Consider the following 26243-nt stretch of genomic DNA (forward strand, 5'->3'; position numbering starts at 1 on the left):
CCGCGTCACCGGCACAGTCTGGCACCGCGTACATTGTTTGAGACAATTTGGAAGACAGGGTCAGGTGATACGCATCCGGCCCTGATCGCTAGGAACGGAACGGAATGACCGACGACAACAACGATGACAAGACTGGCGCAGCAGGCAAGAAGACGCTGACCCTGAAGCCTTCCGGGGTTTCGCAAGGGACCGTGCGTCAGGATATCGGCCGTGGCCGCACCAAGGCGGTCGTGGTCGAAAGGAAGCGTCCTTCTTCTTTCCACCGCCCCAAAGATGAACGCACGATCACGCCGGTCGCCGCGGCTCCCGCCGCACGCCCGGTCGAGCAGCGTCCGGCTCAGCCGCAGCAGTCGGGCCGCCCGGCACCGCAGCCGCAGCAGCATACGACCCGCCAGGAAGCCAATCAGGCCAACCGTCCCCGTGTCGGTGTCGTTCTGAACCAGCTCTCCGCCAGCGAGATCGATGCGCGCCGCCGTGCTCTGGCCGAAGCCCAGATCCGCGAAGCGGAAGAAGCCGTCATCCGCGCCGAGAACGAAGCGCGCCGCAAGCGTGAGGAAGAAGCCCGTCTCCTGCAGGAGAAGGAAGAAGCCGCACGCCGCGCCGCAGAGGAAGCAGCCCGCCCGGCTGTCGAGCCCGAAGCAAAGACCGAAGAGGTTGTCGAAGAGCGCCCCGCGGCTGCTCGCGCACCTGCTGCCGGCGAGCGTCGCGTCGACAGCCGTCCGCAGGCTGGACGTCCCGCCGCTCCGGCAGCAGCCGTTCCGACGCCGGCACCGGCCGGTGCTCTGCGCGGCCGCAAGGTCGACAACGAAAAGGATGACGACCGTAGCAGCCCGCGTCCAGGTGCAGGCCCGGTTCGTGGCAAGGTCGTTCGTCCGGAGCCGGCAAAGCCGGTTACCCGTCCGAAGGGTGACGATGGTCGCCGCCAGGGCAAGCTCACGCTGACGACCGCTGCCGACGAGGATGCCGGCCAGCGCGCCCGTTCGCTGTCGGCGATGCGTCGCCGCCAGGAAAAGTTCAAGCGCAGCCAGATGCAGGAGACCCGCGAAAAGATTTCGCGCGAAGTCGTTCTGCCGGAAACCATCACGATTCAGGAACTGTCGCAGCGTATGTCCGAACGGGCCGTTGACGTCATCAAGTACCTGATGAAGGAAGGCCAGATGATGAAGCCCGGCGATCTTATCGACGCCGACCTAGCAGAGCTCATCGCCGGCGAATTCGGCCACACGGTCAAGCGCGTCTCCGAGTCCGACGTCGAAGAAGGCATCTTCAACGTTTCCGACGTCGAGGAAGAGCTGGAATCGCGTCCGCCGATCGTCACGATCATGGGTCACGTCGACCACGGCAAGACCTCGCTGCTCGACGCCATCCGTCATGCAAACGTCGTTGCCGGCGAAGCGGGTGGTATCACCCAGCACATTGGCGCCTACCAGGTCGAGCAGAACGGTCACAAGATCACCTTCATCGACACCCCCGGCCACGCGGCGTTTACCGCCATGCGTGCCCGCGGCGCCCAGGCGACCGACATTGCCATCCTGGTGGTGGCGGCCGACGACAGCGTGATGCCGCAGACGATCGAATCCATCAACCACGCCAAGGCGGCTGGTGTTCCGATCATCGTGGCGATCAACAAGGTCGACAAGCCGACGGCCAATGCCCAGAAGGTTCGCACCGAACTTCTGCAGCACGAAGTCTTCGTCGAATCCATGGGCGGTGAAGTTCTCGACGTCGAAGTCTCGGCCAAGAACGGCACCAACCTCGACAAGCTGCTCGAAGCGATCCTGCTCCAGGCCGAAATCCTCGACCTCAAGGCCAATCCGAACCGGACGGCCGAAGGTACTGTGGTCGAAGCCGAGCTTGACCGCGGTCGCGGTGCGGTTGCGACCGTTCTCGTCCAGAAGGGCACGTTGCGTCCGGGCCAGATCATCGTTGCCGGCGACCAGTGGGGCCGTGTGCGCGCGCTCGTCAACGACAAGGGTGAGCACGTCAAGGAAGCTGGCCCGTCCATGCCGGTCGAAGTTCTCGGCCTGTCGGGCACGCCTGCAGCCGGCGACAAGTTCGCCGTCGTCGAGAACGAAAGCCGCGCTCGCGAGATCTCGGAATACCGCCTGCGGCTTGCCCGCGACAAGGCCGTTGCCCGCCAGTCCGGTTCGCGCGGTTCGCTCGAGCAGATGATGACCCAGCTTCAGACCTCCGGTCTCAAGGAGTTCCCGCTGGTCATCAAGGGCGACGTGCAGGGTTCGATCGAAGCGATCGCCGGTGCGCTGGAGAAGCTCGGAACCGACGAAGTGCGTGCGCGCATCGTCCATTCGGGCGCCGGCGGTATCACCGAGTCGGATATCTCGCTCGCAGAAGCGTCGAATGCCGCCATCATCGGCTTCAACGTTCGTGCCAACAACCAGGCCCGTTCGGCAGCCGAGCGTGCCGGCATCGAAATCCGCTACTACAACATCATCTACGATCTGGTGGATGACGTTAAGGCGGCGATGTCCGGCCTGCTTTCGCCCGAGCGTCGCGAAACGTTCCTCGGCAATGCCGAGATCCTGGAGGTGTTCAACATCACCAAGGTCGGCAAGGTCGCGGGTTGCCGCGTCACCGAAGGCAAGGTCGAGCGTGGCGTCGGCGTCCGTCTGGTTCGCGACAACGTCGTCATCCACGAAGGCAAGCTCAAGACGCTCAAGCGCTTCAAGGACGAAGTCTCGGAAGTCAACGTGGGTCAGGAATGCGGTATGGCATTCGAGAACTACGAAGACATCCGCGCCGGCGACACGATCGAGTGCTTCCGCGTCGAACACATCACGCGGACGCTGTAAGATCCGTCCGATTAGAAATTGTGCGGGCGCCGGGTTATCCTTCGGCGCTCGCATTTTTTTGAGGTATTGACCAATGACCAGAGCCACAACCTCTGCCCCCAATCAGCGCATGCTGCGCATCGCAGAACAGGTGCGCGCCGCGATCACGCAGGTTCTACAGCGTGGCGAAGTCCGCGACCCCGTGATCGAGAAGACGCTGATCGCGATTTCCGAAGTGCGCATGTCGCCCGACCTGAAGATCGCCACCGCTTTCGTCACGCCGCTCGGCGTTGCCGACCATTCGCAGGTCATCGAGGCGCTGAACAAGCACGCCAAGTATATCCGCGGCCGTCTCGGCCCGCAGCTTCGCCAGCTGAAGTACATGCCGGAAGTCCGCTTCCGCGATGATACGAGCTTCGACAACTACAAGAAGATCGACGCCCTCCTTCGCTCGCCCGAAGTCAGCCGCGATCTCGATCCGAATACCGACGACGAAGAATAGAAGAGTTCATGTCCAAACCGCGTAAACCCAAGGGCCGCCCGATTTCGGGCTGGCTGATCCTCGACAAGCCGCTCGATTTCGGCTCGACCGAAGCCGTCTCAAAGATCAAGTGGCTGTTCAAGGCGCAGAAGGCGGGCCACGCCGGCACGCTCGATCCGCTGGCTTCCGGCATGCTGCCGATTGCCCTTGGCGACGCGACCAAGACCGTCCCCTATGTCATGGACGGCCGCAAGATCTACGAATTCACTGTCGCATGGGGCGAGGAACGCTCGACCGACGACCTCGAAGGCCAGGTCACGCATTCCTCGGCAGAACGGCCGACGGAAGAGGCGATCCGCGCCCTGTTGCCGAACTATACCGGCGTCATTAGCCAGGTGCCGCCGCAGTTTTCCGCGATCAAGATCGACGGCGAGCGCGCCTACGATCTCGCGCGCGAAGGCGAGACGGTCGATATCCCGGCGCGCGAAGTGGAAGTCTTCCGCCTGACGCTGCTTGGCGCAACACCCAATCTCGCCCAGTTCGAGATCGAATGCGGCAAGGGCACCTATGTTCGGTCGCTCGCCCGCGACATGGGCCGGGACCTTGGCTGTTTCGGACACATCGCGTCGCTGCGGCGTACCTTCGTTGCGCCCTTCGGCGAGGATGACATGGTGCCGCTTGCCGATCTGGTCGCGCTCGAAAAGATCGAGAGCGACGAGGAGCGGCTGGCAGCGCTCGACGCCTTCGTTATCGAGACCGGCGAGGCGCTTTCGAGCCTGCCGCATATCGCCGTCAGCGACGACCAGGCGCACCGGCTGAAGATGGGCAATCCGATCATCCTGCGCGGCCGCGATGCACCGCTGGCGACACCCGAGGCCTATGCCACGACACGCGGCAAGCTGATCGCCATCGGCGAGATCGCCGAAGGCGAGTTCCGCCCCAAGCGCGTCTTTGCCGTCGGCTGATTACGTCGATCGCGGCATTTGCCTTTGCCGCATCGCTGACGCATGATCCGGCCCAAGGGGCTTGCGACTGCTTCGGCGCGTTTCCGCTTCGCACGGGCGCGCACGTATCCTTCGGTTGCAGCGAGCGCCCGTCTCGGCCGCCGTTCGGCGGTCGCTTCACCTGCGCGTCACGGTCGACGCGCGGATCGGTCAATGAGAGGCGGTACGGTTGGCGCAGGTTTCGCATGAGCAGAGGGAGCATGCCGCGGGTCGCCTGTCGACAGCGCTCGATTTCATCCGCCACCGACTGACGCGGCCCTTTCGCTTCTACCTGACATCGTTGCTTCTGATCGCAATCGTGCCTGCGTTCATCTTCTCGCTCGTCGTGCTGAAACGCAGTGTCGATGCGCAGGAGCAGGTGATCACCGCGCTCTTGCAGGCCTCGACCGGATCGGTCACCCGCATCGTCGAGCGCGATGTGGAGGGAATGCTGACGACGCTGAAAGTGCTCTCCACGGCACCGGCGATGGAGGGAGGCGACATGGAAGCCTTCTACCGCAGGGCTTCGACGGCGCTGGCCGATACCGGTTCCTACCTGATCGTCATCGACCGCAAGCATGATCAGCAGCTGAATACGCGGGTGCCCTACGGCACGCCGCTCGGCAAGGGCTCCGATCCCGAATCCGTCGAACGGGCCTTCACCAACAACGGCGCACCGCTGGTCTCGAACGTCTTCTTCGGCCAGACCGCCGGCAAGTGGGTTTTCAATGTCTATCTGCCGGCGAAGCTTCCAACCGGTGAGGACTACCTGCTGACGCTGACGCAGAACGCCGAGAGCATGGCCAAGGCCGTCAATCGCGAGACGCTGTCGCCGGGCTGGAACGCGGCGCTGATCGACGGAAACGGCAAGGTCATCATTTCCTCCGACGCCGCGGTCAAGGCGGGCGAGCCGTTCTTCCTCGACAAGGTGCCGGCCATCAGCATCGGCGTGCGCAACATCACCGAGAACGGCACGGCCTATCGGGTGGCGACGGAATTCTCGGTCATCACCGGCTGGCGGATCATCGCCTGGGCGCCGCGCACCACCGTCGACGCGCCGGCCGCCTGGTCGTTCCTCTGGCTGTCGCTCGGCGGCATCATCTTTGCCGGCATCGCCGTTGCCGGCTCGCTGGCGATCGCGCGGCTGCTGTCGCAAGGGGTCAAGCTGGTCGCGCAGGACGCACGCCGTCTCGGCGCCGGCGAGAGCATCGAGCCGCGGCCGCACATGATCGCCGAAGTCGAGACCGTGTCTGCAGCCCTGGCAAAAGCGGCAGCGTCGCGCACCAAGGCCGAGAGCGAAATCCGCTTCCTCATGCGCGAGGTGGCCCACCGTTCGAAGAACCAGCTGACGGTCATCCAGTCGATGCTGAACCAGTCGGTGCACTCGGCGGAAAGCGTTGCCGATTTCGCCGAATCCTTCCGCAAGCGTATCGCCGGCCTTGCCCGCTCCACCGATCTGATGATCGCCAATGCCGCCCAGGGCGTCGATTTCCGCGAGCTTGCCCAGAACCAGCTGCAGCCGTTTACGCCCGATGATCCCAAGCGCGTGGTGCTGTCGGGACCGCCCTTGAGGCTCGACACGGAAAGCGCCCAGACGCTCGGCATGGCGCTGCACGAGCTGGCGACGAACGCCACCAAATATGGCGCGCTCGCCAACACGTCGGGGGTGGTGAAACTCTCCTGGTCGCTGTCCGATCAGGGCATTGCCATCCGCTGGCGCGAGGAGGGGGCCGATATCGGCCCGCAGATCGCGCCGGCTCGCAAGGGATTTGGCACGCTGGTGCTCGAGCGCATGCTCGGCATGGCGCTGAAGGCCAAGCTCGAGCGGATCATGCATCCCGATGGTATCGAGTGGCGCATCGACATTCCGCGCAACGCCGGCGAAACCGACGGAGAGGATGTCTAGACCTCAAGGCGCAGCCGGACGACCGCATCGTCATGACGCTCGCCAATGGCCGCACGGTTCGAAGGGGCGCCGCAGGCCAGCCTCTATGGCGTTGCTGTGGACGGCAACTGGCGGAAATCGGCGCCGATGCGTCCGCGGTCCTCGATCAATTGTGAGGCGCCCGGCCTGCGCGCAAGGGCAATTTCATGACCCTTTCCTTTTTCATCCAATTCGGTTATAGGCACGCCAGCAAAAGGCGCATGCCCATTGCATTCACGGCCACAGCTGGACGACATCCCGGCTGGAGGCGTCCCTAAATCCTCGAATTTGAAAGGATCATCCGATGTCGATTGCTGCAGAGCGTAAGGCTCAGCTCATCAAGGAATACGCAACCGTTGAAGGCGACACCGGTTCTCCGGAAGTCCAGGTAGCTATCCTGACGGAACGGATCAACAACCTGACCGAACACTTCAAGGGCCACAAGAAGGATAACCATTCCCGCCGTGGCCTTCTCGCGATGGTTTCCAGCCGTCGTTCGCTCCTCGACTATCTGAAGAAGAAAGACGAAGCGCGCTACACCAAGCTGATCGGTGCCCTCGGCATCCGTCGCTAAGCGACTTGCCCGGCGGATCGCATGCGGTCCGCCGGCCTTTTTTATTATGGGGCGCAGAGCGCTCGAGAAATGAACTCTCCACACGCGCACTAGGCGCAAAAAGGAGAGGTATCCAGCGGGCCGGATGGGCCGGATCCGCGGATCAACCGATGGCCCGTCATGGGGCAGGATTGCAGGATGCTTCGGCGCCTGCTTGCAGAACCCGCTGCGGAGCAGCCAGGTCTTGCACAGCGGAAAGCGGCCGGTCTCGTTTGAAGCCTCCCGTTGTCTTGCCCGTGATGCGCCATACCAGGCGGTTTTCCGACCACCCGCGCTGCAACAGCCGCGGAAAGGTCTGCCGCACACGAAGGACAGAACATGTTCGATACCCATAAGGTCGAAATCGAATGGGCTGGGCGTCCGCTCAAGCTCGAAACCGGCAAGGTCGCCCGTCAGGCTGACGGCGCCGTTCTCGCCACCTACGGCGAAACCGTCGTTCTCGCCACCGTCGTTTCGGCCAAGGCGCCGAAGCCGGGCCAGGACTTCTTCCCGCTGACCGTCAACTACCAGGAAAAGACCTACGCTGCCGGCAAGATCCCGGGTGGCTACTTCAAGCGCGAAGGTCGTCCGAGCGAAAACGAAACGCTGGTTTCGCGCCTGATCGACCGCCCGATCCGCCCGCTTTTCCCCGATGGCTACAAGAACGACACCCAGGTCGTCGTTACGGTCATGCAGCATGACCTCGAAAACAATCCCGACATCCTGTCGATGGTTGCCGCTTCCGCTGCGCTGACGCTGTCCGGCATCCCGTTCATGGGCCCGATCGGCGGCGCGCGCGTCGGCTACATCAACGGCCAGTACGTTCTCAACCCGCATCTCGACGAGATGGACGAATCGACCCTCGACCTCGTCGTCGCCGGCACGCAGGAAGCCGTGCTGATGGTCGAGTCGGAAGCCAAGGAACTGGGCGAAGACGTCATGCTCGGCGCCGTCGTGTTCGGCCAGAAGGGTTTCCAGCCCGTCATCGACGCCATCATCAAGCTCGCTGAAGTCGCTGCCAAGGAGCCGCGCGATTTCCAGCCGGAAGATCATTCCGCGCTCGAAGCCGAAATGCTCGGCATGGCCGAAGCCGAACTGCGCGACGCCTACAAGATCACCGAGAAGGCTGCCCGCTACGCTGCCGTTGACGCCGTCAAGGCAAAGGTGAAGGCACACTTCTTCCCGGAAGGCGCAGAGCCGAAGTACGCCGCTGAAGTCATCGGCGCGGTCTTCAAGCACCTGCAGGCCAAGATCGTTCGCTGGAACATCCTCGACACCAAGAGCCGCATCGACGGCCGCGATCTGGAAACCGTTCGCGCGATCGTTTCGGAAGTCGGCCTTCTGCCGCGCACTCACGGTTCGGCGCTGTTCACCCGCGGCGAAACACAGGCGATCGTCGTCGCCACGCTCGGCACCGGCGAAGACGAGCAGTACGTCGACAGCCTGACCGGCATGTACAAAGAACGCTTCATGCTGCACTACAACTTCCCGCCCTACTCGGTCGGTGAAACCGGTCGCATGGGCTCCCCGGGCCGCCGCGAAATCGGTCACGGCAAGCTCGCCTGGCGCGCTATCCGCCCGATGCTGCCGGAAGCCGAGCAGTTCCCCTACACGCTGCGCGTCGTGTCCGAAATCACCGAATCCAACGGCTCCTCGTCGATGGCAACGGTCTGCGGCACCTCGCTCGCACTCATGGATGCAGGCGTTCCGCTCGCAAAGCCGGTTGCCGGTATCGCCATGGGCCTGATCAAGGAAGATGAGCGCTTCGCCGTTCTCTCCGACATCCTCGGCGACGAAGACCACCTCGGCGACATGGACTTCAAGGTTGCAGGCACCGACGCCGGCATCACCTCGCTGCAGATGGACATCAAGATCGAGGGCATCACCGAAGAGATCATGGGCATCGCGCTCAACCAGGCCAAGGGCGGCCGTCTCCACATCCTCGGCGAAATGGCCAAGGCCATCTCCGAAAGCCGTGGCCAGCTCGGCGAATTCGCACCGCGCATCGAAGTCATGAACATCCCGGTCGACAAGATCCGTGAAGTCATCGGCTCGGGCGGCAAGGTCATCCGCGAAATCGTCGAAAAGACCGGCGCCAAGATCAACATCGAAGACGATGGCACCGTGAAGATCGCCTCTTCGTCGGGCAAGGAAATCGAAGCGGCCCGCAAGTGGATCCACTCGATCGTTGCCGAGCCGGAAGTCGGCCAGGTGTACGAGGGTACTGTTGTCAAGACCGCCGACTTCGGCGCCTTCGTCAACTTCTTCGGCGCCCGCGACGGCCTCGTCCACATCTCGCAGCTCGCCTCCGAGCGCGTTGCCAAGACGACCGACGTCGTCAAGGAAGGCGACAAGGTCTGGGTCAAGCTGATGGGCTTCGACGAGCGTGGCAAGGTTCGCCTTTCCATGAAGGTCGTCGACCAGGCGACCGGCAAGGAAGTTGCTGCAGAAAAGAAGGGTGACGGCGAAGCCGCTGAATAAGCGGTCTCTGCCCGAACGCATTCGGGGCGCGGAGCGGATCGCTCCGCGCCCTTTTCTTGTACGAGATCGACGGAAGAAACCGATGAGCCGAGATGCATTGAAGACCCTGTTCCACCCGTTCGAAACCGGGATTATCGACCCGCCGGGCGAGGGCGAGCGTGTGCTCTTCCTCGGCGCAGAGGCGGGCTACAGGCTGCCCGAGGGCTTCGGGGCGTCGATCGCCGCCGTCCAGCCGCTGAGGCCGCTCTATCGCGCCCTGGAGGCCCAGCGTGCCGATGTGGCGCCTGTCGTCACCGGCGAGGACTATGACGTCGCCCTGATCCTGTGCGGCAAGCACAAAGGCGAAAACGAGGACCGCATCGCCGAGGCGCTGAAGCGCACCCGCGATGGCGCGCTGATCGTCGTTGCCGGCGGCAAGGAAGATGGCATCCAGTCGCTGAGAAAGCGCATCGCCAAGTTCGAATGGGACGGCGATCACCTGCCGAAGTATCACGGCGTCGCCTTCTGGTTCACGCGGCCGGAAGACGCAACCGATGCCGTGCAGAAGCTTGCCAAGGTGCCGGTTCGCGTCGATGGCCTGTTCGAGGCGTCGCCCGGAATGTTCTCGCACGACCGCATCGATGCCGGCTCGGAACTGCTGGCCTCGCGCCTGCCGCGCGACTTCAACGGCCATGCCGCCGATTTCGGCGCCGGCTGGGGCTACCTGGCGGTCAAGCTCGCCGAGACGTCGCCGGGCACCAAGGGCATCGATCTGTTCGAAGCCGATCACGATGCGCTGGAAGCGGCCCGCGTCAACATGATGGCGAACGCGCCGCGCATGCCGGCGCGCTTCTACTGGTTCGACCTGACGAGCGAAGAACCGCGCGACAAGTACGACCTCATCGTCATGAACCCGCCCTTCCACGAAGGCCATGCCGCTGAGCCGGCGCTGGGCGTGGCGATCATCAAGGCGGCGCACAAGGCGCTGAAGCAGGGCGGCAAGGTCATGCTGGTCGCCAATCGCGGCCTGCAATACGAGCCGGTACTCGCCGAGACCTTCAAGGAATATGGCGAGACCTGCCGCAACGCGCGCTTCAAGGTCCTTTGGGGCAAGCGCTGAGCCGCAAATAAAGTAAAGCAAAAGAGCCGGGTTCGTCGCCCGGCTCTTTTGTTTTCGCGCGCAGGCGATCGGTGGATGCAAACGCCGATGATTGCCTGTTGCCATCCCTTGCGATCGGGCTCACCATGGTCGACGCCGACGTGTCTCGCCGAAGGATGGGTGCCATGACGTGGGGATTGAACAGGCCGCCACTGACCGAGGATGCGGCCGAAGCCATCGCAAAAGATATCAAGCATTCCGAGGGGCACGGCGCCACCTCCGAAGTGCCACTGTCGTTCCTGCAAAGCCTCTACCGTCTGCCGATGGGGCAGGCGCGGCGCACGCACACCGGATTGGTCGTTCTGGCGATCATCGTCGTCGTGCTTGCCCTGTTCCTCTGGACCTGAAGCTGCCGATTTTCGGCCATCTGGCGCCGGCGTCGGTCGTACGCCGGCACAGCAAACCCGCTTTTCCCTTTCGCCTGACCCGCCAATGGTCGACACCCGTGATGTCGCCTGCGCATTCAAGCGGCGTTATCGGTTGCGCCAGCGCCACCGGTGGCGTGGCGAACCTCGACCAAAAGACACAGCGCCGTCGAAAAAATGGGCCAGCGCTCCGCGATCCCGGTTGTGTTGCGCTCGCTTTTTTTCTCGCGCTATCGTTGGTTTTAATCCACGGATATGCAACCTTATTGGCGGCGATGGGTGATCTGCGCGGATCTTGACAGAGACATTTTCTTCGACGGGCACCATTGCCGCATGGGGAATGCGGCTTGAAATTGTTCTTAAAACAGTCGGGATCAGGGGCGCATCTTTGCTCGGAACGAAAGTGCTACGTGACGGCCTTCTTTTTTGCGCGGCAACCGTCTGCCTGATGGCCGCGCTCGTGGCCTCGGCCGCCACAGTTCGTGCAGCACCGGCCGGCGGCGATGCCATGCAATTCCTCGTGGTGCGCAGCAATCAGGTGGGGTGTGAGCCGACATGCCCGGAGTGGATCTCGGCTGAAGGTACGATCGTTCGCGACAGTCCGGCGCGCTTGCAGAAGCTGCTCAAATCCATCGGCAATCGCCGCTTGCCGATCGTGGTGACATCGCCCGGCGGCGACGTCGACGCCGCCATGGCGCTCGGGCGGATCATCCGGGCGCGAAAGCTCGATGTGGCGGTGGGCAAGACGCGCTTTATCGGTTGCCAGCCGCAGCAGAAGGATTGCCGCGACAATGACGGCAAGGGCGCCCGTTTCATCGGCATTACCTATTCGGGCGAGGCCTATTGTGCGTCTGCCTGCCCGCTGATGCTTGCCGGCGGCATCCGGCGCGTCGTCGGGCAATGGGCATACCTCGGCGTCCATCAGATCACCACCGTGCAAACGCGGATCCAGACAAAGTATCTGGAGAAGTATCGCATCGTGAACGGCAAGAAGAAGGTGACCAGCAAGAAGGTCGTCAGCCGAAAGAATGTCGGCACCCGCACGATCTATGAGATGAGCAAGGCGATGGAGCGCGAGCTGGCGGCCTACCTGGCGGAAATGGGTGTCGGGCGTGCGGTCATCGATCAGATGAAGATCACGTTCGCCAACGACATGCGCAAGATCGAGCCGGTGGCGATGATGGAAATGAAGTTGATCACGCAACTGGGCGGGGTCGAATTGCTGACCGCGGCCGGGGTCTGCAAGACGGTGCCCGCCTCCGCCCATTGCCGGGTTTTCGTCATGTCGGACCTGAAGCGTTAGCCGCCGGGGTCGTTAGGGTTGGAGACTGCGATGCGCGTATTGAGTTCGTCAACCGGTGTCGCCAAGCTTGACCTGCGATCGGTGCTGGCTCTGATCTGCCTGCTGGCCGCAAGTCTGCTCCTGGAACGGCCGGCAATGGCGGCTGAAGAGCAGATGCGGTTTGTCGTCGTGCGCTCCAACCAGGATGGTTGCGAGCCGACATGTCCGGAATGGATCTCCGCAACGGGCACCATAGGTCCGAAGACGCCGGCCCTCCTGAAGGCAACGTTGAAGACGCTTGCCGGGCGCAAGCTGCCGTTGGTCCTGCGATCGCCCGGTGGCGACATCGCGGCGGCGATGGCGCTCGGCCGCCTCATCCGCAAGAACCAGCTGAGCGTGGCGGTGGGCACGACCATGTTTTTCGGATGTCAGCGCGACGAGAAGAACTGCACCGCAAACGACGGCAAGGGAGCCGACTATATCGGCAAGGCCGTTTCGCTTGGTGCCTGCTCACGGGCCTGTACGCTCGTCCTTGCCGCAGGCAAAAGGCGGATCGCGGGAGAAGGGACGCTCGTCGAAGACATCCCGACGCTTGGCGGAAACGAGCGCGAGACCCGCAAACTCGTGGCCTACTACGGTGAAATGGGCGTGCGCTACCAGTCCCTGGTCGAACGCCTGCGCGACACCGGCGGCAATCCCGGCCACTATGATCTATCCACGGTGCTCCTGTTGACGAGCACGCTTCCTGTCGGCCAGCTGGTCGATGCGGTGATTTGCCGTGGCACGCCCGCGCCAGACAATTGCCGGGTCTTTACCACGATGGACCTGGAATAGCCGCAGGCATCAGCCAAACGGCAAGACACCCCAACGAAAAAGCCCCGGCGAGAACCTCACCGGGGCTTTTGCATGCAGTTCGCAGAGCCCATAGACCTGTGGTCCTGGGCTGGATGTTCTACTCGACGTCGGCCGTCCTCAGCGCCTCGAGCGCCGGCATCGAGGTGATGTTGTAGCCGGAGTCCACATAGTGGATTTCGCCGGTGACGCCGCTCGACAGATCGGACAGCAGGTAAAGCGCGGAGTTACCGACATCGTCGATGGTGACGGTGCGGCGCAACGGCGAGTTCTTCTGCTGCCAGGAGAGCATGGCGCGGGCGTCGGCAATGCCGGCGCCGGCGAGCGTGCGGATCGGGCCGGCGGAAATGGCGTTGACGCGGATGCCGCGCACGCCATAGTCGGCCGCCAGATAGCGCACGGACGCCTCGAGTGCGGCCTTGGCAACGCCCATGACGTTGTAGTTCGGCATCACTCGCATCGAGCCGCCATAGGTCAGCGTCAGCATGGAGCCGCCGTCGTTCATCAGTTCGGCGGCGCGCCTGGCGATCTCGGTAAACGAGAAGCAGGAGATCACCATGGTGCGGCTGAAGTTGTCACGGCTGGTGTCGGCGTAGAGGCCCTTCAGCTCGTTCTTGTCGGAGAAGCCAATGGCATGGACGATGAAGTCGAGCGTGCCCCAGCGCTCCTTGATGGCCGAGATGACCGCATCGACGGAAGCGATATCCTCGACGTCGCAGGGAAGCAGGAAGTCGGAACCGACTTCGGCCGCCAGCGGCTTCACGCGCTTGCCGAGCGCTTCACCCTGGTAGGTGAAGGCCAGTTCCGCGCCCTGGGCTGCCAGCGCCTTGGAAATGCCCCAGGCAATGGAGTGGTTGTTGGCCACACCCATGATGAGGCCACGCTTTCCGTTCATCAGTCCCGTCATGGTGTTATCCGTTGTAGCGCTGGAAGACGAGCGTCGCATTGGTGCCGCCGAAACCGAACGAGTTGGAAAGCACCGTATCGATCTTGGCATTGTCGATGCGCTTGCGCACGATCGGCACGCCGTCGAATTCCGGGTCGAGCTCGGTGATGTGGGCGCTTTCGCCGATGAAGCCAGCCTGCATCATCAACAGGCCGTAGATCGATTCCTGCACGCCCGCAGCGCCCAGCGAATGGCCGGTCAGCGACTTGGTCGACTGGATGTGCGGAATCTTCGAGCCGAACACTTCGCGGATGGCGCCGATTTCCTTGCTGTCGCCAACCGGGGTCGAGGTGCCGTGCGTGTTGATGTAGTCGACGTCGCCCCTAACGGTCGACAGCGCCTGACGCATGCAGCGGATGGCGCCTTCGCCCGAGGGCGCGACCATGTCGTAACCATCGGATGTCGCGCCGTAGCCGACGATTTCGGCGTAGATCTTGGCGCCGCGGGCCTTGGCATGTTCCAGCTCTTCGAGCACCAGCACGCCGGCGCCGCCGGCGATGACGAAGCCGTCGCGGCTGGCGTCATAGGCGCGCGAGGCGGTCGCGGGCGTGTCGTTGTATTTGGAGGACATCGCGCCCATGGCATCGAACAGGTTGGACATCGTCCAGTCCAGGTCCTCGTGGCCGCCAGCGAACATCACGTCCTGCTTGCCCCACTGGATCATCTCGGCGGCATTGCCGATGCAGTGCGCCGAGGTCGAGCAGGCCGACGAGATCGAGTAGTTGACGCCGTGGATCTGGAACCAGGTCGCAAGCGTGGCCGAGGCCGTCGACGACATCGCCTTCGGCACGGCAAACGGGCCGATGCGCTTCGGGCTGTTGTTCTTGCGGGTGATATCGGACGCTTCGACGATGGTGCGGGTGGACGGTCCGCCCGAGCCCATGATGATGCCGGTGCGTTCGTTGCGGGAAATCACCGCTTCCTCGAGACCGGAATCGGCGATTGCCTGCTTCATCGCCACGTGGTTCCAGGCGCCGCCCTGCGACAGGAAGCGCATGGCGCGCCGGTCGACGAGATCGGTCGGATCAAGCGTCGGTGCGCCCCAGACCTGGCACTTGAAGCCGTTTTCGGCGAAATCCGGAGAAAACGTGATGCCCGACTTGGCGTCGCGCAGCGATGCCGTGACTTCGTCGGCATTGTTTCCGATCGAGGAAACGACCCCGAGGCCCGTGACAACAACCCGTCTCATGGTGATGACCTTTTCTTTATCTCATTCGGTGCGGAGAACCCGCGGCTTAGTCGGTCTTTTCCTTCGACAGACCGACGCGCAGGTCGGTTGCCTGGTAGATGGTCTCGCCATCGGCCTTGAGCCAGCCGTCGGCCGTGCCGAGCACGAGACGTCCGCGCATGACGCGCTTGAAGTCGATGCCGTACTGGAGCAGCTTGGTGTGCGGGCGAACCATGCCCTTGAACTTCACTTCGCCCGTCGACAGCGCCATGCCGCGGCCCGGCTCGCCGAGCCAGCCGAGGAAGAAGCCCGTCAGCTGCCACATGCCGTCGAGGCCGAGGCAGCCGGGCATGATCGGATTGCCCTGGAAATGGCAGGGAAAGTACCAGTCGTCCGGGCTGACGTCGTATTCGGCGCGGATGAAGCCCTTGTCGAAAGCGCCGCCCGTCTCGGAGATTTCCGTGATGCGGTGAACCATGAGCATGGGCGGCAGCGGCAGCTGCGCATTGCCCGGGCCAAACAGTTCGCCTCGGCCGCAGGTCAGGATTTCCTCATAGCTGAAGCTGGATTGTCTGGTCGTCATCAATGGTTGTTTCCCCGAGTAACAAAAAGTGTTGTCAGACCTGCTTTAGAGCAAGTTCGCTGTGAAATGAAGCGCGCCGATGGCCGTTTTCGATGTTTCCGGTGTCGGCATCGCCCATTGTGGTGGCGATATCGTCTCGCCGTCGCTTACAGGATCAATGTGGGTCCGACCAGAGTTAAATACCAGACTTACCCGAAATAGGCCGGTTTTTCAGGCATTCCAGCCCATCTGCACCTTAGAATCTATTGAAAGAACGGTGCGCAAAAGTTATATCGCAACGGAAGTATTGTAAATTTTACGGGATCCATGGAACGCGCCTTGATGATCAAAGCAACCGAAGTGAATTCGGAAGAGAGATTGCGCAGCTCGGGCCTGCGCCCCACGCGTCAGCGTGTCGCGCTTGCCGATCTGATCTTTGCCAAGGGCGATCGTCATCTGACCGTGGAAGAGCTGCATGAAGAGGCTGTCGTTGCCGGCGTGCCGGTTTCACTGGCAACCGTCTACAACACGCTGCACCAGTTCACCGAGGCTGGCATGATCCGCGTGCTCGCGGTGGAAAGCGCCAAGACCTACTTCGACACCAACGTGTCCGACCATCACCATTTCTTCGTCGAAGGCCAGAACGAAGTCCTCGATATCCCGGTCAACAATATCGAGATCGGCAACCTGCCTGAGCCGCCCGAAGGCATGGAGATTGCCCATGTCGACGTCGTCATTCGTCTGCGCCGCAAGCGCGAGCGGTCGTAACCGCCCATCTCCTACATAACATCGTCGGGATCGCGGCCGGGGCCCGCCTTGCCGATCGGCAGCGTCCAGCCATATTTGAGTGCGCCGGCGCGCACGGTGAAGGCTGCGACCACGCCAAGCGTCGACGTTGCAAGCAGCGGCAGTCCGAGCATCGTCGCGACGACGAACACGGCAGAGCCGACGAGGGCGGCCGTCACATACACCTCCGGACGCAGCAGCACGGAAGGTTCTCCGGCCAGAATGTCGCGCAGTACGCCGCCGAAGGTCGCCGTCAGCATGCCGGTGACCAGCGCGACCCCCGGCGAACCGGTCGCAGCCAGCCCCTTGGCCGCGCCCATGACGCAATAGGCCGACAGCCCGATCGCATCGAGCCAGACCAGCACGCGGTAGCGCGATTCGAACAGGTGTGCCGTGAAGAACAAAAGCACCGCCACCGAAGCGCAGACCAGCAGATAGTTGGGGTTGAGCACCCAGAATACCGGCGTCGCGCCGAGAACGACGTCGCGCATCGTTCCGCCGCCGATGCCGGTGACCGAGGCGAGGAACAGATAACCGATGATGTCGAGCTGTTTGCGCGATGCCGAGAGCGCGCCCGTCGCCGCGAAGACGGCAACGCCGGCATAATCGAGGATTTCGAGGATCGTCATGGCCGCTCCTTTGGAAGGGGCATCGCTTTGGTCGGTCGCGCTGCAGGCTGGAGCATCAGGGCCTGCCGCGTCAACGGGGTGTCGCGTCTGTCGTTGCAGCGGGCTCGGCAGGGCCCGGAAACAGGCTGTGCGTGCGGCCGCCATAGGCGTAGGCGGCAAGCCCGATCCATTCGCGCATGGCCGTCGTCGTCAGCTGGGCATTGAGCGAGGGCTGGGTGAAGTCGAAGCCGAGCGTGACCGTGCCGCTGGTGCGATAGTCCGCCGGCCACGGCGTGACCTTGAGCCCGAGCGTGCGGAACAGCCCCACCGAACGGGGCATGTGGAAGGCCGACGTCACCAGTGCGCAGTTGGAGAGGCCGTTTTCGGTGAGCAGTTCTTCGGTGTTGCGGGCGTTTTCGAATGTCGTCCGGCTCTGTTCCTCGCGGATCAGTCGCTCCGGGCCGATGCCGAAGGCGGCAAAGAACGCTGCCGATGCCTTGGCGTCGCCGTCATAGGTGCCGCTGAACGAGCCGTCGCCGCCGGAGACCAGGATGCGGGCCTGTGGGTAGCGCTTGGCCAACGTCGCCGCTTCGATGAAGCGGTCGGCCGCCTGGTTGAATTCGATGCCGCCACGGCTCGCCATCACCTCGTTCTCGAAGGCGCCGCCAAGCACGATGATGCAGGAGAGCGTCAATGGCGGCTCTGCCGGCCGCTGGAAGCGATCCTCGAGCCTCTGCAGGAAATAGGATCCCGTCGTCGTGAACAGGCTGACGAAGAGCACCAACGCGCCAAGCAGGCCGAGGCCGGCGCCGATGCGCCGGAGCCCGGCGGCCGTCGTCAGCAGGCCGGTGAAGGCGGCAAGGAACGCCAGGGAAAGGGGCTGCGCGAAGAGCCAGAAGATCTTGGAAAGCAGAAACATCAGCTGCGTTTCTTGCTGCCAACACTTAATATTTCGCAAAGCCCGGGTTTCAGGCGGTGACGCCACCCGCGATCGGCTTGGCCTTGCCGGCGCGAAGGTAGAAGATCGCGAAGCCGACCAACGCCCCGGCGGCGACGATCGCCAGCGACAGCAACGGGCGATACGCAAACCAGGCGATCGCGATCACCAGCGGACCGAGGAGCAGCGTCAGGATCGCCGCGATGATGCCGGTTCCGAATGCCACCACCGAGCCAAGCACCGGGATGACATCGGCGATGATCGAAATCAGCGACAGCATCAGCGTGAAGCCGATGAACAGGCCGATGAGCCCGCCGACCCGAACGAGCCATGTGATCAGCGTGTTCTCGCTCTGGGCGGCGTTGAACATGTCGGCGGCGCTGGCGATACCGGCTGAACTCAAGAACAGATCGCGCCCGTTGCTGGTGCGATAGGAAACAAGGCCGCCGCCCTTCTGCGCGCCAACGAAGCTCGCCGCCTCGGTGTCTTCGCGGGTAAAGCTGATGCGCAGGTCGCCGACAGCCGGGTTCTGGCGATCGGCGGAGACGAAGATCGTCTGGCTGTCGGTCTTGACGGGGCGGGTCACGCCGAGCGCCTCGGCCATGCGCTCAAGATCGGCGTTCGCCACGGGCACGACGCTGTCGCTCCCGAGATCGGCAACGGCCCGGCCATCGATCGAGAATGCACCGAGCATCGCGCGTTCGACGGTAAAGCGTTCGCCCGAGATCGGCATTTCCGGGTTCTGGTGGCCGTTGCCGTCGCGGAAGTCGGCCGAATCGGCGCGGTCGCTACGCCATTCCTTGGCGTAGGCGTAGGTCGTGACCGTTTCCTCGCCGCCGCCGAGCGTCTTGCGCGTCTCGCTCTTCTTCTCCTCGACCCATTGATACATCTCGACCGAGCGGCGCAGGCCCGAGGCGCCGCTCGCCGATACTCCGAGCACGCTGTCCGTCGGGGTGCCGATCGGATCGACGCGGCCGGCGATGTGCACCAGCTTGCCCTCGTTGCCAGCCTCCACGGCGCCGATGTCGATATCGATGACGGCGCCGGCGCCTTCGACCAGCGCCCGGTAGGTCTTGACCGATCGGCCTTCGTTCCAGGCCAGCAACCAGATCATGCCGAAAACCAGGATGAGGCCGATGAAGATGCCGATGACGCCGCTCTTGAGGCGCGAAAACCACGACGTTCTGGTCGTTTCAGTAAAGCTCATCGGATCCCCCGGCACGTGCATTCCCCCGGATCGCAAAGCGAATCCTTCGATTTTCCCGTTGGTATCAGAAAAATGGCGCAAGGGAACATTGTGGCCGGCATGCGCGGGCGTTTGGCCCAAACATGGTGAAATCGGTCGTTTCAGAAGCGTGTATCGAGGGAGAAATTTGGTGGAGCTAAGCGGGATCGAACCGCTGACCTCTTGCATGCCATGCAAGCGCTCTCCCAGCTGAGCTATAGCCCCATATCGGGTCCGGCTAGGCCGGTTCCGGGAAACTTGTCGGGTTGTTGTGCCCGGCGAGTGGCGGCTTATTACGTCTGCTTTTCGCGGATAGCAAGCCGAAAATGTGAGGCCAGGCGAAAAAAATTCTGGACCGGGCCATTTTTCTCCCGTCCACGCCAGTTGGCTGTGGACGGGAGGCATTCGCGAATGGTTTTAAGCGCTTAGACGTCGTCTTCGTCGTCGGACACGCCGATGAGGTCGCTCATGTCGTCGTCATCGTCTTCGTCGTCGGTCTGCAGGAAGGTATCGTCGTCGTCATCGTCGCCGTCGATCTCGACGTCGTCGTCACCCAGATCCGGGATCTCGTCGCCGCCGGCTGCCTCGTCGTCTGCTTCCTCGAGCGATACGAGTTCGACTTCCGTGTTCTCGGTGTCGACTTCAGCGACGTCCTCTTCCTCTTCCTTCTCGAGCACCTTGGCAACCGAGGTTTCTTCGAAGAAGGACAGCGGGTAGGACTTGCCGGTGTAGGGGGAAACGATCGGATCACGATTCAGATCGTAGAATTTGCGCCCCGTTTCCGGGTCGATGCGCTTTGTGCCGAGTTCCGCTTTTGCCACAGTCAAAGCCTCTTGAATGGCCGGCCGAGCCGGCGCTTGCCGGAAAGCCGGCGGGTGGAAATGATATCAAGCCTATGATGATTAGCCGGTCCCCATAATCATCTTGGCCGCATCTGTCAAAGATAAAACTTGAAAGCCCTGCGCCGCCTGCTTTTTCTTCGCACCCGCAGGATGATCGCGCCATCGCATTGTGTTAGGCAGCGCAAGCTTGAGGCGCTCGCGCCTTCGCTGTCGATCGGCGCGTCGCTTAGGATGGCACGGTCGCAGGTTTGAGGAAGGTTTGGCAGGTTTGAGGAAGGTCTGAATGTCCGCTGGCTCGATCGCAAAGTCTGCCCTTGCACGCAAGCCCATGGCGTTGACCGGCACGGTGCGCAGTCCGGGCGACGGATCGATATCTCACCATGCGCTGATCCTTGGCGGGCTCGCGGCCGGGCGGACACGCATAAACGGCCTGCTGGAGAGCAATGACGTCTTCGATACGGCAAGAGCGATGCAGGCGCTCGGCGCGACGGTGCGCCCGGACGGCGACGCCTGGATCATAGACGGTCTCGGCAACGGCGCGCTGCTTGCACCGGAAAAGCCGCTCGATTTCGGCAATCGCGGAGCCGGTTGCCTGCTCGTCATGGGACTGGTCGGCACTTACGATTTCGCCACCACCTTCGTCGGCGAGATATCGCCGGGTGGGTGTTCGGTGGAGTGGGTGCTCGACGCCTTGCGGCAGATGGGCGTTCAGGCGATCGCAACCGGGGGCGGCCACCTGCCGGTGACGCTCCACGGGCCGAAGACGACCAGCCCGATGACCTACCGCTTGGAGACGGCCTCGGCCGATCTGAAATCCGCCGTGCTGTTCGCCGGCCTGAATGCGCCCGGCATCACCACGGTGATCGAGCCGGTGCCAACCGCCGACCATGCCGAGCGACTGCTTCAGGCCTTTGGCGCGAACCTGACGGTCGAGGATGGCGCTGACCGCGAACGCATCATCCGCCTCGAAGGGCAGGGCAGGCTCATTGGTCAAGACATCGACATCCCCGGCGACCCTTCCCTGGCGGCCTTTCCGCTGGTGGCGGCGCTGCTGGTGCCAGGCTCCGACATCACGATCCTCAACGTGCTGATTAACCCGTCCAGCACCGGACTGATCCTGACGCTGCAGGAGATGGGCGCAAAGATCGATGTGCTGAATGTGCGGATCCAGTGCGGCGAGGACGTGGCCGATCTGCGTGTCCGGTTTTCCGGGCTGAAGGGTGTCACTGTGCCGGCGGACCGTGTTCCCTCGATGATCGACGAACTGCCGATCCTTGCTGTTGCGGCCGCCTTTGCCGAGGGGCGCACGGTGATGGCAGGCCCTGAGGACCTGCGGATCCACGACACCGATCGCCTGGCTCAGCTTGCCGCAGGGTTGAAGCATAATGGCGTCCAGTGTGACGCTGAACAGGGTACTCTCGTCGTTTGCGGCCGCCCCGGCGGCAAGGGTCTCGGCAATGCCGTCGGGGCTGCCGTTGCCACCCATCGCGACCCTCGCCTTGCCATGAGCTTCCTCGTCATGGGCCTCGCCTCGGAACATCCGGTCGCCGTCGACGACACGACGATGATCGCGACAAGCTTTCCAGGATTTATAAAGCTGATGGTCGGACTGGGCGCGGCGATCGCGCAAGGTTCGTAATCGACGCAATCTAACTGCCGTAAAGGGACGGTAGCAAAGGACGCGTGGATTCCATGCGGTTTTTGATTTATCTGGCGCAACAAGCTATTTGATTGCAGGACCAACCATGATCACCATCGCCATCGACGGCCCCGCTGCGGCAGGAAAAGGCACGCTCTCGCGCCAGATCGCCGAAGAATACGGCTTTCACCATCTCGACACCGGGCTGACCTACCGCGCGACGGCAAAGGCCCTGCTTGATGCCGGCCTGCCGCTCGACGATGAGGCTGTGGCCGAGCGCATGGCGCTGGAGGTCGAGCTCGCGGGCCTCGACCGTTCTGTGCTGTCGGCTCATGCGATCGGCGAGGCGGCCTCGAAAATCGCCGTCATGCCGGCGGTGCGTCGCGCGCTGGTGGAGGCGCAGCGGGCGTTTTCGAGGAAGGAGCCCGGCACCGTGCTCGATGGCCGCGATATCGGCACTGTCGTCTGCCCCGATGCCGCAGTCAAACTCTACGTCACGGCCTCGCCGGAAGTGCGGGCAAAACGTCGTTTTGACGAGATCGTCGGCAATGGCGCAGCCGCCGACTATGCGGCGATCTTCGACGATGTGAAGAAGCGCGACGAGCGCGACATGGGCCGCGCCGACAGTCCCTTGCGCCCCGCCGATGACGCGCACTTGCTTGATACGTCTGAAATGAGTATAGAGGCGGCGTTTCAGGCCGCGAAGTCTTTGATCGACGCGGCCCTGATCAAGAAGATCTGAAGAAGAGCCTTTTCCCGACACTGTCAGGATCGCTCTTCTTGCATAAGCCTGAAATCCCGTCCACGCGCCGGATTGTTCCTTTGATGGGACGGACTGGGTTCAGGCTTTTTCAACACCAACCCCCGGCGCATGTGCGTCTCTGATTGAGATGCATGCAGGAGATTCCATGTCTGCTACCAACCCAACCCGTGATGATTTCGCAGCGCTTCTCGAAGAATCCTTCGCGAAGACCGATCTGGCCGAAGGCTATGTTGCCAAGGGCATCGTCACGGCCATCGAAAAGGACGTCGCCGTTGTCGACGTCGGCCTGAAGGTCGAAGGCCGCATCGCTCTGAAGGAATTCGGCGCGAAGGCCAAGGACGGCTCGCTCAAGGTCGGCGACGAAGTCGAAGTCTACGTTGAGCGCATCGAAAACGCGCTCGGCGAAGCTGTTCTTTCGCGCGAAAAGGCTCGCCGCGAAGAAAGCTGGATGCGCCTGGAAGTGAAGTTCGAAGCCGGCGAACGCGTCGAAGGCATCATCTTCAACCAGGTCAAGGGTGGCTTCACCGTCGATCTCGACGGCGCCGTTGCCTTCCTTCCGCGCTCGCAGGTCGACATCCGTCCGATCCGCGACGTGACCCCGCTGATGCACAACCCGCAGCCCTTCGAAATCCTCAAGATGGACAAGCGTCGCGGCAACATCGTCGTTTCGCGTCGTACCGTTCTGGAAGAATCCCGCGCCGAGCAGCGTTCTGAAATCGTTCAGAACCTTGAAGAAGGCCAGGTTGTCGAAGGCGTCGTCAAGAACATCACCGATTACGGTGCGTTCGTTGACCTCGGCGGCATCGACGGTCTGCTCCATGTCACCGACATGGCATGGCGTCGCGTGAACCATCCGTCGGAGATCCTGAACATCGGCCAGCAGGTCAAGGTTCAGATCATCCGCATCAACCAGGAAACCCACCGCATCTCGCTCGGCATGAAGCAGCTCGAGTCGGATCCGTGGGATGGCATCGGTGCGAAGTACCCGGTCGGCAAGAAGATCTCCGGTACCGTCACGAACATCACCGACTACGGTGCGTTCGTCGAGCTGGAGCCGGGCATCGAAGGCCTGATCCACATCTCCGAAATGTCCTGGACCAAGAAGAACGTACATCCCGGCAAGATCCTGTCCACGAGCCAGGAAGTCGACGTTGTCGTTCTCGAAGTCGACCCGACCAAGCGCCGCATCTCGCTCGGCCTCAAGCAGACGCTCGAGAACCCGTGGCAGGCGTTCGCGCACAGCCATCCGGCTGGCACGGAAGTTGAAGGCGAAGTCAAGAACAAGACCGAATTCGGCCTGTTCATCGGTCTCGACGGCGACGTTGACGGCATGGTGCACCTTTCCGACCTCGACTGGAACCGTCCGGGCGAGCAGGTCATCGAAGAGTTCAACAAGGGCGACGTCGTTCGCGCCGTTGTTCTCGACGTCGACGTCGACAAGGAGCGCATCTCGCTCGGTATCAAGCAGCTCGGCAAGGATGCAGTCGGCGACGCCGCCGCTTCCGGCGAACTGCGCAAGAACGCTGTCGTTTCGGCCGAGATCATCGCCGTCAACGACGGTGGTATCGAAGTGAAGCTCGTCAGCCACGAGGACATCACCGCGTTCATCCGCCGCGCCGATCTGTCGCGTGACCGTGACGAACAGCGTCCGGAGCGTTTCTCGGTTGGCCAGGTTGTCGACGCACGCGTCACCAACTTCTCCAAGAAGGACCGCAAGATCCAGCTGTCGATCAAGGCTCTGGAAATCGCGGAAGAGAAGGAAGCCGTTGCTCAGTTCGGTTCGTCCGACTCTGGCGCATCGCTCGGCGACATTCTCGGTGCCGCTCTGAAGAACCGCCAGACCAACGAGTAATCGTTGCCTGACGTGTGAAACAAAAAGGCCCGCGGAGAGCGATCTCCGCGGGCTTTTTCGTGCGAGCGTTTCGCTCATCTGAGGCAGTCGCTGTGCTTGCCCGTCTGCTTCCCATAAAGGATGCCTACGGCCGAGCGCGCTGGGCGCGATCATGAATGGCTTGTGGAAGCGTCAGCCGAGGCCGCCAAGCTTGCGATAGAGGTCGTAGACGTCGGGCTCGCCGTTCCCTTCGCCCTCTTCGAGATCCGTGTCTTCGGCCCGATCTGGGTTCTCGGAGGCGTCATCCGACGCGGCCTCGCCATTGTCCTCTGGCGCATCACCTTCGCTTCGGCCTTCGTGCCGCTCGCTTCTTGCCGCCTCATCCTGTCCGTCCTCGACCGTGATCGGATAGGGGATCATGGCAAAGGGGATCGCCTCTCGCGGCAGGCCGTTCTCGATCAGTCGCGCGATTGCCTGCTGCATCGTCGGGTCGTCAGCGGCTTTCTGGAGGCGCTGGGCGGCGGCGCCGCCAGCCGGGCCCGGTTGCTCCGCCTGCTCGTCCGATGCGCTGAGCGCGGCAAGCTCGGCGGCTACAGTGTTGTCGCGCGGGCGCAACGGGTTTGTGCCGCCCGGCTCCGCGCCGTCCGTCTCAGAGTGGGCTGTTGCCGCCATCGCCTGCGCACTTTCATTCTCCGCCGTGCCGACTTCGGGTCCGCCGGTGCCTGCGGGTTGGCCCGGCAGCCCGAGCGTATCGCGAACGATCGTCTTGATCGCGTCTGACAGCGCCGCACGCTCGGCGCGGCTCTCGTTGACGCGCGTGGCCGATCGGTCGTCCGGTCGCTGATCCTCGCCGTCGGGCAGGGGGCGATAGGTGCCGTCAGGCTCCTGGCCGTCGCCGGCGGCGCGGGCGCTACCCGGTGCAGTATCTGCCCTGGCAGCGCCGTTGCGTGGTTCCGCTGGCTTTGTCGGTATCTCGCCATCGTCGGTCGCGGCGGCTGCGCGCGCCGGCGCATCGCCCGCTTCATCCGCTGGGGGCTTATCCGCGCTCGCTTCGGGCTCGATGGTTTCGGGCTCGGCTTCGCCGTTGATCGTGGCCGCCATGGCTTCGATCTCGGGACCATCAAGGGAAGGTGGAAGGCCGGGCGCCGGCCTCGGTTCAGCGCGTTCCGGCGTGGCCTGTCGTGGTGTCGCCGCCATGTCGTCGGCGGCTGGTGCTGCGTCCATGTCCTCCAGAACGAGGCTGGTTGCGTCACTCTCGTTGCCGACGCCAAAGGTCTTTTTCAGGACCGATTGCAACAGTGCGACCTCGCCTGCGACCGGTGCCCTGGCGGCGGCCAGATGCAGCGGGATTGCGGGCTGAAGCGGCAGTTTGCTCGGGCCGGGCAAGGTGCTGCCCGTCAGGATGGATCCGCTGCCGTTGCGGATGGCGGGGAGATCGGCCAGCACGCCGATCCTCAGCGCCAGGCTGCGCCCGCCCAGCTGGCGTTCGAGCGCCAGGCGTTCCGGCATCGGCATCGATTCGAGGAAGGTGACGAGCCGGCGAACGAAGTCGCGCCCGCCTTCCTGCGGCAGAGGCGGAAATTTGAGTATGCGCGCCAGATCCTCCATCAGCCGCACAAGGGCGTCCTTCGGCAGGATCTCGCGGCCGGCGAGATGGCGGGTCAAGGCATCGAGGATCTTCTGGATCGCCTCGCCGCGCTGGGCTGATGTCATCGGCGCTGCCGGCTGCTGGGGTCGGGCGGCAGTCTCCTCCGCGGGTCCGGTCGCGGTTCTGACCGTGAGAATGGGTGTCAGCATTCTGGTCTCCCTCTCGCTTGAGCCTCGGGTTGACGGTCGCCGCTGGCAGTGGGCGCTCCAAATCGGCGCGATTTCATGGGCGTGCGTCGCGCAAGATTGTCATTTCGCTTCGGGCTGGCGCCTCATGCGCGTCTCGGCCAACCGGCCAGACCTGACGCAGCCTGAGGCTGCGGATACGGGAATCGGCATGATGTTTCGACATTAGGAGAGATAGGTTTATGAATTCTTAACCATGCGTCGGGCCCGACCAGG

22 protein-coding genes and 1 tRNA gene are annotated in these 26243 nt (G+C 63.2%); 14 read left to right on the plus strand and 9 right to left on the minus strand.

Translation table 11 applies throughout. The features are described from left to right. Nucleotides 1–104 precede the first annotated feature (104 nt). From infB to RTP54_RS00750, 10 genes are all read left to right on the plus strand, one after another. Entirely contained in the window at nucleotides 105–2810 is a 2706-nt protein-coding gene (infB, locus tag RTP54_RS00705) for a translation initiation factor IF-2 (RefSeq protein WP_112809281.1), read from the plus strand. Nucleotides 2811–2883: 73 nt separating this feature from the next. Then, nucleotides 2884–3291 carry a 30S ribosome-binding factor RbfA gene (rbfA, locus tag RTP54_RS00710; protein WP_112809280.1) on the plus strand — a complete coding sequence of 136 codons (408 nt, stop codon included), beginning with the start codon at nucleotides 2884–2886 and terminating at the stop codon, nucleotides 3289–3291. 8 nt (nucleotides 3292–3299) lie between these two features. Then, nucleotides 3300–4235, plus strand: a complete 936-nt coding sequence (gene truB / locus RTP54_RS00715) for a tRNA pseudouridine(55) synthase TruB (protein WP_112816390.1) — start codon at nucleotides 3300–3302, stop codon at nucleotides 4233–4235. A 208-nt stretch (nucleotides 4236–4443) separates the two neighbouring features. Then, nucleotides 4444–6159: a sensor histidine kinase gene (locus RTP54_RS00720; RefSeq protein ID WP_112809278.1), complete on the plus strand. Its 1716-nt coding sequence runs from the start codon at nucleotides 4444–4446 to the stop codon at nucleotides 6157–6159. Between the two features lie 322 nt (nucleotides 6160–6481). After that, nucleotides 6482–6751: a 30S ribosomal protein S15 gene (rpsO, locus tag RTP54_RS00725; protein WP_025425494.1), complete on the plus strand. Its 270-nt coding sequence runs from the start codon at nucleotides 6482–6484 to the stop codon at nucleotides 6749–6751. Between the two features lie 357 nt (nucleotides 6752–7108). Then, nucleotides 7109–9250 (plus strand): polyribonucleotide nucleotidyltransferase, encoded by a 2142-nt coding sequence (gene pnp / locus RTP54_RS00730; RefSeq protein ID WP_112809277.1) that lies wholly within the window; start codon nucleotides 7109–7111, stop codon nucleotides 9248–9250. 82 nt (nucleotides 9251–9332) lie between these two features. Continuing rightward, the gene (locus RTP54_RS00735; protein WP_112809276.1) at nucleotides 9333–10349 is read left to right on the plus strand and encodes a class I SAM-dependent methyltransferase; all 1017 of its coding nucleotides are present in this window, start codon (nucleotides 9333–9335) and stop codon (nucleotides 10347–10349) included. A gap of 164 nt (nucleotides 10350–10513) precedes the next feature. Further along, nucleotides 10514–10735: a hypothetical protein gene (locus RTP54_RS00740; protein ID WP_112809488.1), complete on the plus strand. Its 222-nt coding sequence runs from the start codon at nucleotides 10514–10516 to the stop codon at nucleotides 10733–10735. Nucleotides 10736–11201: 466 nt separating this feature from the next. Continuing rightward, entirely contained in the window at nucleotides 11202–12056 is an 855-nt protein-coding gene (locus RTP54_RS00745; protein WP_162704272.1) for a hypothetical protein, read from the plus strand. Between the two features lie 30 nt (nucleotides 12057–12086). Beyond that, the gene (locus RTP54_RS00750; RefSeq protein WP_312360104.1) at nucleotides 12087–12869 is read left to right on the plus strand and encodes a hypothetical protein; all 783 of its coding nucleotides are present in this window, start codon (nucleotides 12087–12089) and stop codon (nucleotides 12867–12869) included. Between the two features lie 118 nt (nucleotides 12870–12987). On the opposite strand, the gene fabI is transcribed toward RTP54_RS00750, so the two are convergent. The 3 genes from fabI to fabA are packed head-to-tail and all read right to left on the minus strand — an operon-like array spanning nucleotide 12988 to nucleotide 15584. Continuing rightward, nucleotides 12988–13794 (minus strand): enoyl-ACP reductase FabI, encoded by an 807-nt coding sequence (gene fabI, locus RTP54_RS00755; protein WP_312360106.1) that lies wholly within the window; start codon nucleotides 13792–13794, stop codon nucleotides 12988–12990. Between the two features lie 4 nt (nucleotides 13795–13798). Next, a complete protein-coding gene (fabB, locus tag RTP54_RS00760; protein ID WP_312360108.1) occupies nucleotides 13799–15022 on the minus strand; it encodes a beta-ketoacyl-ACP synthase I in 1224 nt (407 codons plus the stop codon). Between the two features lie 46 nt (nucleotides 15023–15068). Continuing rightward, nucleotides 15069–15584 (minus strand): 3-hydroxyacyl-[acyl-carrier-protein] dehydratase FabA, encoded by a 516-nt coding sequence (gene fabA / locus RTP54_RS00765; RefSeq protein WP_112809270.1) that lies wholly within the window; start codon nucleotides 15582–15584, stop codon nucleotides 15069–15071. 321 nt (nucleotides 15585–15905) lie between these two features. Between fabA and irrA the strand changes: the two genes are divergently transcribed. Continuing rightward, nucleotides 15906–16331: an iron response transcriptional regulator IrrA gene (irrA, locus tag RTP54_RS00770; RefSeq protein WP_112809487.1), complete on the plus strand. Its 426-nt coding sequence runs from the start codon at nucleotides 15906–15908 to the stop codon at nucleotides 16329–16331. An 11-nt stretch (nucleotides 16332–16342) separates the two neighbouring features. Here irrA and RTP54_RS00775 read toward each other — a convergent pair whose 3' ends face one another. The 5 genes from RTP54_RS00775 to RTP54_RS00795 form a co-directional block, all read right to left on the minus strand. Next, nucleotides 16343–16978 carry a trimeric intracellular cation channel family protein gene (locus RTP54_RS00775; protein ID WP_112809269.1) on the minus strand — a complete coding sequence of 212 codons (636 nt, stop codon included), beginning with the start codon at nucleotides 16976–16978 and terminating at the stop codon, nucleotides 16343–16345. A 70-nt stretch (nucleotides 16979–17048) separates the two neighbouring features. After that, the gene (locus RTP54_RS00780) at nucleotides 17049–17876 is read right to left on the minus strand and encodes a YdcF family protein (protein WP_312360113.1); all 828 of its coding nucleotides are present in this window, start codon (nucleotides 17874–17876) and stop codon (nucleotides 17049–17051) included. Nucleotides 17877–17925: 49 nt separating this feature from the next. After that, nucleotides 17926–19101 (minus strand): TMEM43 family protein, encoded by a 1176-nt coding sequence (locus tag RTP54_RS00785; RefSeq protein WP_312360116.1) that lies wholly within the window; start codon nucleotides 19099–19101, stop codon nucleotides 17926–17928. Nucleotides 19102–19268: 167 nt separating this feature from the next. Further along, a tRNA-Ala gene (locus RTP54_RS00790) sits at nucleotides 19269–19344 on the minus strand. 200 nt (nucleotides 19345–19544) lie between these two features. Continuing rightward, the gene (locus RTP54_RS00795) at nucleotides 19545–19940 is read right to left on the minus strand and encodes a TIGR02300 family protein (protein WP_112809486.1); all 396 of its coding nucleotides are present in this window, start codon (nucleotides 19938–19940) and stop codon (nucleotides 19545–19547) included. A 304-nt stretch (nucleotides 19941–20244) separates the two neighbouring features. Between RTP54_RS00795 and aroA the strand changes: the two genes are divergently transcribed. The 3 genes from aroA to rpsA all read left to right on the plus strand — a co-directional run bounded on the left by aroA (nucleotide 20245) and on the right by rpsA (nucleotide 24215). After that, entirely contained in the window at nucleotides 20245–21600 is a 1356-nt protein-coding gene (gene aroA, locus RTP54_RS00800) for a 3-phosphoshikimate 1-carboxyvinyltransferase (protein ID WP_312360118.1), read from the plus strand. 106 nt (nucleotides 21601–21706) lie between these two features. Continuing rightward, entirely contained in the window at nucleotides 21707–22342 is a 636-nt protein-coding gene (gene cmk, locus RTP54_RS00805; RefSeq protein ID WP_312360120.1) for a (d)CMP kinase, read from the plus strand. Between the two features lie 166 nt (nucleotides 22343–22508). After that, on the plus strand, nucleotides 22509–24215 hold the full coding sequence (rpsA, locus tag RTP54_RS00810) for a 30S ribosomal protein S1 (protein WP_077499319.1): 1707 nt from the start codon (nucleotides 22509–22511) through the stop codon (nucleotides 24213–24215). A gap of 171 nt (nucleotides 24216–24386) precedes the next feature. Here the strand turns inward: rpsA and RTP54_RS00815 are convergent, their stop codons facing one another. Then, nucleotides 24387–25991 (minus strand): hypothetical protein, encoded by a 1605-nt coding sequence (locus RTP54_RS00815; RefSeq protein ID WP_312360122.1) that lies wholly within the window; start codon nucleotides 25989–25991, stop codon nucleotides 24387–24389. Between the last annotated feature and the right edge of the window lie 252 nt (nucleotides 25992–26243).

Origin of the sequence: Ensifer sp., from assembly GCF_031989085.1 — a bacterium.
GTDB lineage: Bacteria > Pseudomonadota > Alphaproteobacteria > Rhizobiales > Rhizobiaceae > Ensifer.

Bases quoted from the DNA above. Each gene is read 5' to 3' on its own strand.
- infB (WP_112809281.1), top strand. From the start codon at position 105: ATGACCGACGACAACAACGATGACAAGACTGGCGCAGCAGGCAAGAAG.
- rbfA (WP_112809280.1), top strand. From the start codon at position 2,884: ATGACCAGAGCCACAACCTCTGCCCCCAATCAGCGCATGCTGCGCATC.
- truB (WP_112816390.1), top strand. From the start codon at position 3,300: ATGTCCAAACCGCGTAAACCCAAGGGCCGCCCGATTTCGGGCTGGCTG.
- rpsO (WP_025425494.1), top strand. From the start codon at position 6,482: ATGTCGATTGCTGCAGAGCGTAAGGCTCAGCTCATCAAGGAATACGCA.
- pnp (WP_112809277.1), top strand. From the start codon at position 7,109: ATGTTCGATACCCATAAGGTCGAAATCGAATGGGCTGGGCGTCCGCTC.
- RTP54_RS00735 (WP_112809276.1), top strand. From the start codon at position 9,333: ATGAGCCGAGATGCATTGAAGACCCTGTTCCACCCGTTCGAAACCGGG.
- RTP54_RS00740 (WP_112809488.1), top strand. From the start codon at position 10,514: ATGACGTGGGGATTGAACAGGCCGCCACTGACCGAGGATGCGGCCGAA.
- RTP54_RS00745 (WP_162704272.1), top strand. From the start codon at position 11,202: ATGGCCGCGCTCGTGGCCTCGGCCGCCACAGTTCGTGCAGCACCGGCC.
- RTP54_RS00750 (WP_312360104.1), top strand. From the start codon at position 12,087: ATGCGCGTATTGAGTTCGTCAACCGGTGTCGCCAAGCTTGACCTGCGA.
- fabI (WP_312360106.1), bottom strand. From the start codon at position 13,794: ATGACGGGACTGATGAACGGAAAGCGTGGCCTCATCATGGGTGTGGCC.
- fabB (WP_312360108.1), bottom strand. From the start codon at position 15,022: ATGAGACGGGTTGTTGTCACGGGCCTCGGGGTCGTTTCCTCGATCGGA.
- fabA (WP_112809270.1), bottom strand. From the start codon at position 15,584: ATGACGACCAGACAATCCAGCTTCAGCTATGAGGAAATCCTGACCTGC.
- irrA (WP_112809487.1), top strand. From the start codon at position 15,906: ATGATCAAAGCAACCGAAGTGAATTCGGAAGAGAGATTGCGCAGCTCG.
- RTP54_RS00775 (WP_112809269.1), bottom strand. From the start codon at position 16,978: ATGACGATCCTCGAAATCCTCGATTATGCCGGCGTTGCCGTCTTCGCG.
- RTP54_RS00780 (WP_312360113.1), bottom strand. From the start codon at position 17,876: ATGTTTCTGCTTTCCAAGATCTTCTGGCTCTTCGCGCAGCCCCTTTCC.
- RTP54_RS00785 (WP_312360116.1), bottom strand. From the start codon at position 19,101: ATGAGCTTTACTGAAACGACCAGAACGTCGTGGTTTTCGCGCCTCAAG.
- aroA (WP_312360118.1), top strand. From the start codon at position 20,245: ATGTCCGCTGGCTCGATCGCAAAGTCTGCCCTTGCACGCAAGCCCATG.
- cmk (WP_312360120.1), top strand. From the start codon at position 21,707: ATGATCACCATCGCCATCGACGGCCCCGCTGCGGCAGGAAAAGGCACG.
- rpsA (WP_077499319.1), top strand. From the start codon at position 22,509: ATGTCTGCTACCAACCCAACCCGTGATGATTTCGCAGCGCTTCTCGAA.
- RTP54_RS00815 (WP_312360122.1), bottom strand. From the start codon at position 25,991: ATGCTGACACCCATTCTCACGGTCAGAACCGCGACCGGACCCGCGGAG.